Origin of the sequence: Agrobacterium sp. CGMCC 11546 (assembly GCF_013365515.1) — a bacterium.
GTDB lineage: Bacteria > Pseudomonadota > Alphaproteobacteria > Rhizobiales > Rhizobiaceae > Agrobacterium > Agrobacterium fabrum.
Window position 1 is genome coordinate 2,163,015 of the sequence record NZ_CP047387.1, and the last position, 12,719, is coordinate 2,175,733.

Consider the following 12,719-nt stretch of genomic DNA (forward strand, 5'->3'; position numbering starts at 1 on the left):
CGCCCAGGCCGCCGATCCGGCGGGCAGGACCGCGCGATGTTACCGGCTGCTTCCTATTCCTATTCTTTGCCTTCGGCATCCACACGACAGGCCATCATGATATCGTCGATTTCCCGGCCCTCGTGCAAAATCCCGCCCGGCACGCATCCTATCTGCGAAAAACCTGCCCGTTTATAAAAGCTGGCAGCGGCGGGGTTTTCAGCGCTCACTGCAAGCTCGATCTGGCGGATGCCGTTGTCGCCTGCAAAAGACTTCACGGCCTCCAGAAGCGCACGGGCAATGCCGGTTCCCCGTGCTTCGGCCCGCACGTAAACCATGATCAGCGTCGCCCTGTGAGCCATCTTGCTCGAACCCTGGCGCATCAATCCCATGATCCCCACGGGCGCATCATTCCAGAACGCCGCGAACACATTATTCTGGGTCAGCCGCGTCCGCCATTCGTCTGCCGACAGCTTCTCCCAGTCGGCTGCCGTGCTCGCATAGGCCGCAGGTTCGGTCCGGAGAGCTTCGAGCCGCATCGCGCGGAAGATGTCCACATCCTCCTCCGTCAGCCGCCTTATAGTTGTTTCATCCACCTTGAACTCCGTCTTTCATCAGCCATCTGTATCGAGAGGTGCCCCAATTCCATAGCCGATCTGCAACACCGGAGAAACAGCCACCACCAATGTTCTAATCGCCGTGACCATGGCATATGGATGTCGGGCGGCACTCGAAAACTTATCATCATGGGAAGAGGACGATGATGAAACCACCATCCGCCATTATGGAAACCGCGCTCTATGCGGATGATCTGGACGCCGCCGAGGCATTTTACCGGGACGTGTTCGGGCTTGAAATGGTGCTGAAACTGCCCGGCCAGCTGGTTTTCTTCAAATGTGGCCGGCAGATGCTGCTGCTCTTCGATCCGCAGGAATCAAGCCGGGCAGACGCCAATAACCCCATTCCCCGCCATGGGGCGGTGGGGCAAGGCCATTTCTGTTTCTACGCTGACGACAAAGCGGAAGTGGACAAATGGAAGGCGCGCTTCGAGGCGCATGAGATTCCCGTCGAGCACTACCATCGCTGGCCGAATGGCAGCTATTCCGTCTATATCCGCGATCCCGCAGGGAATTCGGTAGAGGTCGGGGAAGGCAAGCTGTGGGGATTCGAGTGAAGTCCGGACCACCTGTCACACAACGGTCGAGAAAGAAACGGCGATCCTCTCCTCCGTCATCCTCGGGCTTGTCCCGGGGATCTAACCACGTCGCGTAAAATCAATCGCTTGCAGATCCTCGGGACAAGCCCGAGGATGACGTCGAGGGGGAGTGACGCAGGGCGCCCCACCCTCGACCATTGTCATACGCAGTCCGTCAGATCAGATCTGCCGAACTACGATCTCTTCTTCCGACTCCACCGCCAGCGGGTTCTTCAGCGGCAGGCCGAAACCGGCTGCCTCGATTTCGAACACGTCACCCGCTTCCGGCTTGATGCCTTCCGCGAAGGAGAGCGTTGCCGTGCCGAACATGTGCACATGCACGTCACCAGGCGCGCGGAACAGGCCATATTTGAAGTGGTGATATTCGAGGTTCGCAAAGGTGTGGGACATGTTGTCCTCACCCGAAACGAACGGCTTTTCGAAGATCACCTTGTCGCCGCGACGGATGCGCGAGGTGCCGCGAATATCCGACGGTGCTGCGCCGACGCGGATTTCCGGGCCGAAGCTGGCCGGGCGCAGCTTGGAATGGGCGAGGTAGAGGTAGTTGACCCGCTCGGTGACGTGGTCGGAAAACTCGTTCGAGACGGCAAACCCGATACGCACAGCCTCGCCCTTGTCGGAAATCACATAGATGCCCGCCATCTCAGGCTCTTCGCCGCCATCGAGCGCAAAGGATGGCGAGGTGAGAGCTGCACCCGGTGCCGCCGCCACATGGCCGTTGCCCTTGTAGAACCACTCGGGCTGAACGCCCTTTTCGCCAGCCTTCGGCTTGCCGTTTTCTAGACCCATGCGGAACATCTTCATGGAATCCGTCAGGCTTTCTTCGGCGGCTTCCGTGGTCTTCTTGTGCATGCTGTCGCGGGTCGCGGCAGAACCGAGATGGGTCAGGCCCGTGCCGGTCAGATGCAGATGCGCCGGATCGGGATGGGTAATCGGCGGCAGGAAACGGCCTTCGGCATAGGCCTTGTCGAGATCGACGGCGTCGCCCAGACCATGGGCAGACACGACATCGGCAAGGCTCTTGCCGCCATTGGCGGCTTCCATGGCGAGCGCATAAACCGAGGCTGCACCCTTGACGGCGCGCGCCTGCCCGCCGTCTTCGCGAACCGCGACGGTGATGTTGCCACTGGCATCTTTGATCTGTGAAATGAGCACGGGATTTCCTTCCTCCGGCGCAACGCGCCTTGTCTCTTCTACGCGGTGCATTGCACCTGCATCTTATGAAAGTGGCCGGAAACCGGCCACTTTTTTGACTGCGATAGGAGTTGGGCCGATCAGCCCTTGTTCTTGTTGTAGACGTCGAAGAATACGGCGGCGAGCAGCACGAGGCCCTTGACCATCTGCTGGAAGTCGATGCCGAGACCGACGATCGACATGCCGTTGTTCATGACACCCATGATGAAGGCACCGATAACAGCACCGGTGATCTTGCCAACACCGCCGGAGGCCGAAGCACCGCCGATGAAGCAGGCCGCGATCACGTCAAGCTCGAAGCCCACGCCTGCCTTCGGCGTCGCCGAGTTGAGGCGGGTCGCGATGATCATGCCGGCAAGACCGGCCAGCACGCCCATGTTGACGAAGGTGAGGAAGCTCAGGCGTTCGGTGTTGATACCGGAAAGCTTGGTCGCCTTCTCATTGCCGCCCATGGCGTAAACGCGACGGCCGATGGTCGTACGGCGCGTCACGAAGCTGTAAAGCGCGATCAGAACCAGCATCACGATCAGAACGTTCGGCAGGCCACGATAGGTCGACAGCTGGTAACCCAGGAACAGGATAGCGCCAGAGATCAGCAGATTCTGCACGATGAAGAAACCGAACGGCTCCACGTCGATGCCATGCTTCACGTTCACCACGCGACGGCGCCACGCCAGATAGAACAGCGCGACGGTAATCAGCACCGTCAGGATCATCGACGTGGTGTTCAGACCTTCGATGCCGCCGATATCAGGCAGGAAGCCGGTGCTGATGACCTGGAAATCGGTCGGGAACGGGCCGATATTCTTGCCGCCGAGCACGAAAAGCGTCAGGCCGCGGAACACCAGCATGCCCGCCAGCGTCACGATGAACGACGGAATGCGGTGATAGGCGATCCAGTAACCCTGGGCAGCACCGATGATGCCGCCGATGACGAGACAAATCAGCGCCGCCAGAAACGGGTTCATGCCCCATTGCACGGTCAATATCGCCGCAATCGCGCCGACGAAGGCGACGATGGAACCGACCGAAAGGTCGATATGCCCGGCCACGATGACGAGCAGCATGCCAAGCGCCATGATGACGATGAACGAGTTCTGCAGGATGAGGTTGGTCAGGTTCACAGGGCGGAACAGAATGCCGCCGGTGTAGAACTGGAAGAAAACCATGATGGCGACGAGCGCGATCAGCATACCGTATTCGCGGATATTGGAGCGAATATACGACCCGACCGAGATGACGTTGCTTTCTTCGTTTGTGGTGTTTGCCGAACTCATGAGTTCTTCTCCCCTGAGCGCATGATAGCGCGCATGATGCTTTCCTGGCTCGCCTCTCCCTTCGGCAATTCAGCGACGATGCGGCCTTCGTTCATGACGTAGATGCGGTCGCAATTGCCGAGCAGTTCGGGCATTTCCGATGAGATCATCAGAACGCCTTTACCATCGGCAGCGAGCTGGTTGATGATGGTGTAGATTTCGTATTTTGCGCCAACGTCGATGCCGCGTGTCGGTTCATCGAGGATCAGTACATCAGGGTTGGAGAACAGCCACTTGGAGAGCACGACCTTCTGCTGGTTGCCACCCGAAAGATTGACCGTTTCCTGAAAGATGCCCGATGACCGAATGCGAAGACGCGTGCGGAAATCGCTCGCCACCTTCATTTCCTTGATGTCGTCGATGATGCTGGCCTTCGAAACGCCGGCGAGATTTGCCAGCGTGGTATTGTGCAGGATGTTGTCGTTAAGCACGAGCCCGAGATGTTTGCGGTCTTCGGTCACATAAGCGAGACCGGCGTCGATCGCCTTGCGCACGGTGCTGACATCGACAGGCTTGCCGTCGATCAGCACGTCGCCGGTGATCCTGTGGCCATAGGACTTGCCGAACACGCTCATCGCAAACTCGGTGCGTCCTGCCCCCATCAGCCCGGCGATTCCGACGACTTCGCCCTTGCGGACGGTGACGTTGATGTCGTGCAGAACCTGGCGGTCGCGATGCTGCTGGTGATAGGCGTTCCAGTTCTTGACTTCGAGAATGGTCTCGCCGATCGGCACATCACGCGGCGGATAACGATCTTCCAGATCGCGTCCCACCATGTTGCGGATGATGACATCCTCGCTGATTTCTTCCTGATGACAGTCGAGCGTCTTCACCGTCATGCCGTCGCGCAGCACGGTGATCTGGTCGGCCACCTTGCGCACTTCGTTCAGCTTGTGGGTAATGATGATCGAGGTCATGCCCTGATTGCGGAATTCCATCAGGAGATTGAGCAGCGCCTCGGAATCGCTTTCGTTGAGCGAAGCCGTCGGCTCGTCGAGGATGAGCAGCTTCACGCTCTTCGACAGTGCCTTGGCGATTTCGACCAGCTGCTGCTTGCCGACGCCGATATCGGTGATCAGCGTCTCGGGCGATTCCTTCAGACCCACCTTCTTCAGGAGTTCGCGGGTACGGTTGAAGGTCTGCTGCCAGCTGATGACGCCGTTCGAAGCGACTTCGTTGCCAAGGAAGATGTTTTCCGCAATCGACAGGAGCGGCACGAGTGCAAGCTCCTGGTGAATGATGATGATACCAATATCTTCACTGTCGTTGATGGCGCGGAAATTCCTGACTGCGCCTTCATAATGGATTTCGCCCTCATAGGTGCCGGCGGGGTAAACACCGGAAAGGACCTTCATCAAGGTCGACTTCCCCGCGCCGTTCTCACCGACGAGTGCGTGGATCTCACCCTCTTTCACCTTGAGGTTGACGTTCTCAAGCGCTTTCACGCCCGGAAACGTCTTGGTGATGTTCCGCATTTCGAGAATGGTATTGGCCATATCGCAATCCAGCGCCCGATTAATTCCGGCGTTTTTATTTTTATGGAAAAACGGGGATGACGCCAAGCCATCCCCGCATGTGTCTTCAGCTTATTTCAGCTGGTCTTCCTTGTAGTAACCGCCGTCAACGAGAACCTGCTTGTAGTTCTCCTTGGTCACTGCAACCGGCTTCAGCAGGTAGGACGGAACAACCTTGACGCCATTTTCATAGGTCTTGGTGTCGTTCACTTCCGGTTCCTTGCCTTCCATGACAGCGTTGACCATGTTCACGGTCACCTTGGCGAGTTCGCGGGTGTCCTTGAAGATGGTGGAGTACTGCTCGCCGGCAATGATCGACTTGACGGAAGGAACTTCAGCGTCCTGACCGGAAACGACCGGCAGCGGCTGGTCCTTCGTGCCATAACCAACGCCCTTCAGCGAGGAGATGATGCCGATGGAAAGACCATCGTAAGGCGACAGAACGGCGTCAACCTTGGCGTCGGTGTAATAAGCCGACAGGAGGTTATCCATACGAGCCTGGGCCGTTGCCGGATCCCAACGCAGCGTGCCGACCTTGTCCATGCCCATCTGACCGGACTTCACGACCAGCTTGCCGCTGTCGATGTAAGGCTTCAGAACCGACATCGCGCCATCATAGAAGAAGAAGGCGTTGTTATCGTCAGGCGAACCGCCGAAGAGTTCGATGTTGAACGGACCCTTGCCATCCTTCAGGCCGAGCTTGTCGGTGATCGAAGTTGCCTGCAGAACGCCAACCTGGAAGTTGTCGAAGGTTGCGTAGTAGCTGACGTCGCCGCTGTTGCGGATGAGGCGGTCATAAGCGATGACCTTGATGCCCTGCTCGCCGGCCTGCTTCAGAACGTCCGACAGCGTCGTGCCGTCGATCGACGCGATCACGAGGACCTTGACGCCCTTGGTGACCATGTTTTCGATCTGGGACAGCTGGTTCGGAATATCGTCGTCAGCATATTGCAGGTCGGTCTTGTAACCGGCTTCCTGCAGCTGCTTCACGATGTTGTTGCCGTCGTCGATCCAGCGTGCGGACGACTTGGTCGGCATCGCGATACCGACAGAACCCTTGTCCTGTGCGAAAGCCGGCGCTGCGAAGGACGCAGCACCGATGGCACAAGCTGCCATCAGCGAAATAATGGACTTCATTAACTCTCTCCCTTGAGCCCTTCTCTGGAGCCCGCATGCTGCGGTGCACCATGAAATTCATGCCGTCACAAGTAAGGAGCCGCCCTGCGCTTGCTCCATTTCGCAGTTGCGAAATGAAACAGCTGCCGCTCCTCCCCGGCATTCCGCAAATTGTTCTGAATCCATATAACTGTCAAATAGAATATATCGGTTTCCATATATCAATTATGATATATTAAATCGATACAAAAACCGATGAGGGGTATAAAACCACGGATGAGCAACCAAAAAGTGTATGAGCAGGCGCAAACAACAGAGGCTCTTTTCGTCTTTGAAGACAACCCTCTGCTGCGGGCCGGATTAAAGATGAGCCACCTGCGCATGCTCGTGATGATCGAGGAGCACGGACAGGTCAGCGCCGCCGCGGCAGCCATGAACATGACGCAGCCGGCAGCCTCGCGCATGCTCTCGGAAATGGAAGCAATCGTCAAATCACCGCTTTGTCAGAGAGCCTCGCGCGGCGTGGTGCTGACGAAATTCGGCGAGGCGCTGGCGCGTCGGGCGCGCACCATATTGCTGGAACTGCGCGAAGCGAGCCGTGAACTCAACCAGATGAAGTCGGGCAGCGGCGGTTCGGTCTATATCGGCGCCGTCACCGCCCCGGCGATCAGCCTCGTCGTTCCCGCCATCAGGCGCGCCATGGACACCTATCCCGGCATCGAAATCAACGTGCAGGTGGAGAGCAGCAACGTGCTGGCCCGGGAACTGCTGGCGGCGCGTCACGATTTCATCATCGGCCGCATTCCCGATGACTTCGATCCCGGCCTCTTCTCCATCCACGAAATCGGCATAGAGCGCGCCTGTCTGGTGGTGCGCGAAGGCCACCCGCTGATGCGCGGCGAGCCCGTGACCCTGCAGGATCTCTCCGGTTACGACTGGGTCTTCCAGCCACCCGGCGCGCTTTTGCGCAGAACGATGGAGGATGTCTTCCTCACCCATGGCGTCGCCATGCCGCGCAACGTCATCAACACGCCATCCGTGGTGCTCACCCTTGCCCTCGTCTGCAATACCAATGCCATCGCCCCCATCGCGCAGGACATGGCCGAATTTGTTGCGGGGCAGCAGGCAGATATCGGCCGAACCCGCATTTTGTCGACGGATTTCGAACTCGTGGTCAAGCCTTACAGCATTATTACCACCAAAGGCCGGGTCCTGCCGCCCAGCGCCCGCCTGCTTTATGATCTGGTGCTGGATGAAAGCCGTAAGTTGACCAACACCTGACGACGGCAAGCCCGACTCCACCTTCATCCTTTATAGAAGCCGGATCATTGAGGCCGGCGCAGGGAACAGCCGCATGCTCTTCGGACAATCCGTCTTCCAGTCGGTCGTCGAAAGACTGAAACAGGAGAAAGAAGAAGAAGGCACGGAGCCTTCACCGCCGGCCGGCCACCGCATTGCCGGTTTCAGCTCGGGTTTCGTGGTCGATACCCATATAGAAGCGCCGCAGCCGGCAAACGGCAATCTTGATGCCTATCTCGCCTTCCTGGCCGATCCTGCGCCACCGCCGGAGCCTCAACCAGAGCCCGAACCGGAACCGATGCCGGCCCATCTCGAAAAAACCGCGCTTGCCGATGTGTCCGCGGAACTGGCGATCCAGGAAACCGATACAGTCGCAACCCTTGCGGAAAAACGCCGGGCTTTCGCACGGCTCAATCATCCCGACCGGGTGAAACCGCAATTCCGGCACAATGCCACCCTGCGCATGACGGCCGCGAATCTGCTGATCGACCAGGCGCTTCGCATGCTGCGGACCCGCGAGCATTTCCGCTGAAAACGGGCGGTGAGATTAATACGGGAAATGCTTCAAACCGAAGATAGAGGCCGCTTCAGCCCGCATCGTTCTTGTCAGTGGGCGCGCTTTCGGTGGCAGGCTCCTCTGCTCCATCCTTGGACACAGCGGCGTTACTCGCAGGTTTGAACTTCAGCAGCAATTCATAGGCCGCATAAGCGCCGACGCCACCGACGATGGTTCCCCAGAAAAACTCGCGATTGACGAATTCGATGACGGCCCATGCGGCGCAAAAGCCGACGATGAGCAACCGGACCCATAGCGGGCGATAAAGCGGGTGACTCGTATCGATATTCAGCATGGCGTTCCGGTCTCTGGCCTTTCCAGTCGATCGCATGGTCGCGGCTTCGTGCCGCAGGGCGCGAAGATATCCATGCGTCTTGGCGGTTTCACAGGCAAATTGCAACGCAATTCAGCCCGCCGCCAATCAGACTGCCGTGAAAACAGGAACGGGAGATAGTCACCGCAGCCGCGGACGATGGGAAAACGGCACCATGGACGCTGCACGCCCATCTTGCGGACGCGAGGATCTTCGATTGCCGTCAGCCTCTTCGATTTTCAGTCGCGCAGGCGTCCCAGCAGGGCCAGAAGCTGGTCGCGGGCCTTCTTGCCGCCGATCCTGTCAATCAGCTTTTCCTCGCGGTCCCGCCATGTATTGGAAAGCCGGTCGAGCAGGCTGCTGCCTTCTTCCGTCATGTCGAGGAAATGAACGCGCCTGTCCTCTTCCGACTTGCGGCGGACGAGCAGCCCCTTCTCTTCCATGCTGTCGACGATCGCGACGAAATTAGCGCGCTGAATGCCGAGCGCTTCTGCTACATCGCTCTGTTTCAGGCCCGGATTACCGCCGACGATGACGAGAACGGAAAAATCAGCCGGCCGCAAACCCTGCTCGGCCAGCACATCGGCAAAACCGTTTGCCACGGCAAGTTGCGAGTGCCGCAAATGATAGCTGATCGCAGTCGTCAGCAACCCATAGTCGATTGCCGTATTATGCGCGGCTTCCGCGCTGCCGCTTTCGCTCTTTTCCGTCCGCGGCCCGTTGCTATGTGCCAGTCGCAAAGCCATCCGATCCCCCGCCTGATTCGTTCCCTTACCTTGTCGAAGTTATAACCGACAACGCTGCGAAACTGTATCCCAAATAAATGTAGATGATACTAATATTGTATAATAATTTGAGAGTTAAACGCCGTCTATGCAAACCGGAACCCAAACTCGACACCCGACAAACAAGAAAAGTATGACTATTTACCCGTGAATTACAAGGGGATAAAATCGCCTCCCGCACCCGGCTTTAAGGGCATTGCCGCAATCCGGTCGCCTCTTCGCAAAAGGGGCAAAACAACGGGCGGGTCAGGCAATAAGATACTACTTATAAGAGAAAATTGATTCCGTTAAAAAAGCAATACATCGACGACGGATGGCCCGCATTGCCACATACAAGCCGGCGATCCACCCCACACGAGGCCGCCACAACCGCCCCCACCCGAAAACAGGCAAGGTTTCGCAAATCTTTGATTTTTAGACATTGATGCAAAAACAAAGCTGGGGTATGAACCAACCGCTGCACGCGATTCAAGCGTGACCGCTGCACCCGTAGCTCAGCTGGATAGAGTGTTGGATTCCGATTCCAAAGGTCACAGGTTCGAATCCTGTCGGGTGCGCCATCAATTTCCTAGTGCATTGAAACGCCAAAACATCTAGGGTTTCAGGACCTTAGGGATAGCCGTCTGGTACACAACGCTATCTCACAGGGGTTGCACACTTGATGGCAGGAATCACCTACATGCAGCGGCGAAGCTCCGGCATCTACGAATTTCGAAAGCGCCTCCCAAAGGAACTAGCAGGAAAGCCTGCACCCGAGCACGCCAAGCAACACGTCCCCGAGTTGGTTAATCCCGATACAGGGCGCTTCAAGCTTGAGCTTACCGTGTCTCTCGGCACCAATGACCCTAAAGCAGCGAAACGCAGAGACCTTGCGGAAGCGCTCAAGGCAGCGGACCTTTTTGAGAAAGCCGTCCTGCTTATTGCTCAAGGCCCCGCCGCAAAGCTCTCCCCTCAACCGTTGCCAGAAGTTTCCATCATAGAAGCATGGGCCTTTCGCAAGATTTTGGCGGGCGACGAGGAGACGCGCAGACAGGGTGACTTACGCAGGCATCTCCAGAAACCGGAAGAGCGGCAGCAATGGCCTGACCTAGAGCGCATCCGCTTCACCGGCATGGGGATGGAAAGCAGCCACCTCTTTGTTCACGGCGAAGAGATAGACATGTGGCTGGCCGACTATCAAGGAGCCTTAGCGAGGTATGATATATCCATCGTCCAGACCGAACTCCATGCTTACCTCACAGCCAACCGCTTGCCGATAGACCCCTCCTCTGACTTCTACCAAGAGGCAGGGCTTGCGATCCTCCGAGGTTACGTGAGCGGCTATCAAGCGACAAAGCAGCGACAAGTGGGTCTCGTTGTGCCGACACCTGCGGAGGCCAAGCCTTCCGAGAAAGGCCCAAAGCTATCTGAAGCGCTGGCCCAATGGAAAGCCGGGAGCGCGGCCCGTGGTGGCAAGAAGCCCTCTCACAGCACCGTGCGAGAAGCTGAGCGTGTGGCCCGCTACTTCACCGAATGGCATGGCGATTTGCACCTTGCTGACATCACCAAGGAGAAAGCCCGCGATTTCCGCAACGCCTTGGCCGCACTGCCGACCCGCCTCAAGGGATCACAGAGGAAAATGTCTTTCCGCCAGCTTATCGAATCAACGGCAAGCAAAGACAGCGAGCCTCTCCACGCAGCCACGGTCAACAAGTACCTCAATCTCCTGGTAGCGCTGGTCAGCACTGCGGAGCGGGACGGCTACATGGACCGCATCAAGGGTTTCACTAACCCCTTCTCCAAGCTATCCATCACCGTCGACAAGCGGAATGATCCGAACCGCCGCAAGCCCTTCTCTGAGGCTGACCTCAAGGCCATCTTCACGTCCCCAATTTATGCATCGGGGTCTAGGCCGATTGGTGGCCGAGGAGAAGCGGCTTATTGGATGCCACTAGTGTCTTTGCTCACTGGAGCCCGCCTCAACGAAATCGCGCAGTTGCGTTTGGCGGACGTTAGGCAAGACCCGGAAACGGGCATATGGATCATTGACATTGACACTGATGGGGACCGCTCGGTCAAGACCGTTAGCTCCCGCCGTAAGGTCCCCCTGCATGGTGAGCTTATTCGCCTTGGCTTGCTGCGGTATAGTGAGGTCCTGCTTAAGGCCGGGGCTAAAAGCACTAGCAGCCTGTGGCCGGAGCTCTCCTCCGCAGACCCCAAATACAGGTCCACCGCATGGTCAAAATGGTTCAATCGATACCTCAGGGAAACAATCGGCATCACGGAGCCGAGCAAAGTGTTTCATTCCTTCCGCCATACCTTCAAGCGGCTGGGGCGCAATGCTGGGCTGACAGAAGAAGTACACGACGCTCTCACGGGGCATGTCGGCAGCGGCAGCGTTGGGCGGGACTATGGGGATGGCTTTGGGCTTCCTGCCCTTGGCGATGCTGTAACGAAGATTGTAGCGCCTGAAGCTGTCTTGTCGCTGTTGGAGTGGGAGCCAGTTGGCAAAGCAAGGCGGCGGAAGGCGTGATGTGGCTAAACATCTTCATGGATCGGCCCGCTTAGATACTGCTATTTATAGCAAGCTCGCAATGAGCTCCCAAAGCTTCTTTGCCGCGTAACTGAGCCCCACTCCAAGCCCCTCTTCCACTTTCTTTCTGGCCGTCTTTTCGGCAATTTCTTTGGCAACACGCGCGGCCTTCTTCAAGAGTCCCGGCTCAAGCATTGGAGCCTTAAGGACGGCAAGGGTTGTCTCCAAGATGGCGACCAACTGAGCACGCTCGATATCAGTCAACGCCGCTTGATCCTCGGGCAGGTTCGTAGTTTTGGCGAGAAGGATCGCCTCATCAAGCAGTTCAGCTACATCGCTGATAAGCTGTTTCGCACGTGATCCTTGCTTCACGTAGACCCATTGCTCGGTCCAAATTTGAATTGGTGGAGGAGGATTTGCATCTAGTGTTTCTTGAATTACGCGATCTTGGTCGGCGTGGTCAGGCCGCGTTCCGTCGCCGCCAAATTCGCTTTCCAGCATACGGAGATAGCTTCGCGTCCTCGACAGAGCGGCGATCATCACAGGGGCCCTAAGCTTGGCGTCGATGTTTTTGAGCTTATTCGCCACAGACTGGTTCAGGCCGATGCTGGGAAGAACCCCGCTCAGGTCCAAGTCCACGTGAACCGAGTATGCCTCAGGGATGTAGGTCATTGGCATAAGCTTGTTGTGAAGATTTGCGGCTTTTAGCCTACTAAGGCTCCGTTCAATAGCGTCCAACATCTCGTGGATTTCTTCGAGTGAGAAGCCGGGATCAATCAATCTTAGACCATCTTATTTGAGGTTGTTCCTCTTAAACGTGACACACTAAAGTTGAGCCTGCAAGTGATAGGCAAGAGGTGAAACAAGCGGCTTTTCTAATCGATGCCGTGAAAACTAGTGACTATTGCCCAAGCTCTTA

12 protein-coding genes and 1 tRNA gene are annotated in these 12,719 nt (G+C 57.3%); 5 read left to right on the plus strand and 8 right to left on the minus strand.

Translation table 11 applies throughout. The annotated features are described in order from the left end of the window. Positions 1-59: 59 nt before the first annotated feature. A complete protein-coding gene (locus GSF67_RS10845) occupies positions 60-575 on the minus strand; it encodes a GNAT family N-acetyltransferase (RefSeq protein ID WP_006311702.1) in 516 nt (171 codons plus the stop codon). Between the two features lie 167 nt (positions 576-742). Here GSF67_RS10845 and GSF67_RS10850 point away from each other — a divergent pair, with 167 nt between their 5' ends. Next, the gene (locus GSF67_RS10850) at positions 743-1,153 is read left to right on the plus strand and encodes a VOC family protein (RefSeq protein ID WP_035214913.1); all 411 of its coding nucleotides are present in this window, start codon (positions 743-745) and stop codon (positions 1,151-1,153) included. A 201-nt stretch (positions 1,154-1,354) separates the two neighbouring features. Here GSF67_RS10850 and araD1 read toward each other — a convergent pair whose 3' ends face one another. The 4 genes from araD1 to chvE form a co-directional block, all read right to left on the minus strand. Continuing rightward, on the minus strand, positions 1,355-2,350 hold the full coding sequence (gene araD1 / locus GSF67_RS10855; protein WP_035214911.1) for a 2-keto-3-deoxy-L-arabinonate dehydratase AraD1: 996 nt from the start codon (positions 2,348-2,350) through the stop codon (positions 1,355-1,357). Between the two features lie 119 nt (positions 2,351-2,469). Further along, the gene (gguB, locus tag GSF67_RS10860; protein WP_006311699.1) at positions 2,470-3,666 is read right to left on the minus strand and encodes a sugar ABC transporter permease GguB; all 1,197 of its coding nucleotides are present in this window, start codon (positions 3,664-3,666) and stop codon (positions 2,470-2,472) included. After that, positions 3,663-5,201, minus strand: coding sequence for a sugar ABC transporter ATP-binding protein GguA (gguA, locus tag GSF67_RS10865; RefSeq protein ID WP_006311698.1), 1,539 nt, complete (start codon positions 5,199-5,201; stop codon positions 3,663-3,665). The genes gguB and gguA overlap by 4 nt, the downstream gene beginning before the upstream one ends. A gap of 90 nt (positions 5,202-5,291) precedes the next feature. After that, a complete protein-coding gene (gene chvE / locus GSF67_RS10870; RefSeq protein WP_006311697.1) occupies positions 5,292-6,356 on the minus strand; it encodes a sugar ABC transporter substrate-binding protein ChvE in 1,065 nt (354 codons plus the stop codon). Between the two features lie 255 nt (positions 6,357-6,611). Between chvE and GSF67_RS10875 the strand changes: the two genes are divergently transcribed. Both GSF67_RS10875 and GSF67_RS10880 read left to right on the plus strand, forming a co-directional pair. After that, positions 6,612-7,616, plus strand: a complete 1,005-nt coding sequence (locus GSF67_RS10875; protein WP_006311696.1) for a LysR family transcriptional regulator — start codon at positions 6,612-6,614, stop codon at positions 7,614-7,616. 73 nt (positions 7,617-7,689) lie between these two features. After that, positions 7,690-8,166 (plus strand): hypothetical protein, encoded by a 477-nt coding sequence (locus GSF67_RS10880; RefSeq protein WP_006311695.1) that lies wholly within the window; start codon positions 7,690-7,692, stop codon positions 8,164-8,166. A gap of 55 nt (positions 8,167-8,221) precedes the next feature. On the opposite strand, the gene GSF67_RS10885 is transcribed toward GSF67_RS10880, so the two are convergent. Together GSF67_RS10885 and GSF67_RS10890 are read right to left on the minus strand one after the other, a co-directional pair. Next, positions 8,222-8,485, minus strand: a complete 264-nt coding sequence (locus tag GSF67_RS10885; RefSeq protein WP_035214893.1) for a hypothetical protein — start codon at positions 8,483-8,485, stop codon at positions 8,222-8,224. 257 nt (positions 8,486-8,742) lie between these two features. Beyond that, positions 8,743-9,249: a MarR family winged helix-turn-helix transcriptional regulator gene (locus GSF67_RS10890; RefSeq protein WP_006311692.1), complete on the minus strand. Its 507-nt coding sequence runs from the start codon at positions 9,247-9,249 to the stop codon at positions 8,743-8,745. Positions 9,250-9,771: 522 nt separating this feature from the next. On the opposite strand from GSF67_RS10890, the gene GSF67_RS10895 reads away from it, so the two are divergent. Both GSF67_RS10895 and GSF67_RS10900 read left to right on the plus strand, forming a co-directional pair. Next, positions 9,772-9,848 (plus strand) — tRNA-Arg (locus GSF67_RS10895). A 101-nt stretch (positions 9,849-9,949) separates the two neighbouring features. Continuing rightward, positions 9,950-11,800 (plus strand): site-specific integrase, encoded by a 1,851-nt coding sequence (locus GSF67_RS10900; RefSeq protein WP_244399793.1) that lies wholly within the window; start codon positions 9,950-9,952, stop codon positions 11,798-11,800. 45 nt (positions 11,801-11,845) lie between these two features. Here the strand turns inward: GSF67_RS10900 and GSF67_RS10905 are convergent, their stop codons facing one another. Further along, a complete protein-coding gene (locus tag GSF67_RS10905; RefSeq protein ID WP_244399791.1) occupies positions 11,846-12,580 on the minus strand; it encodes a hypothetical protein in 735 nt (244 codons plus the stop codon). Between the last annotated feature and the right edge of the window lie 139 nt (positions 12,581-12,719).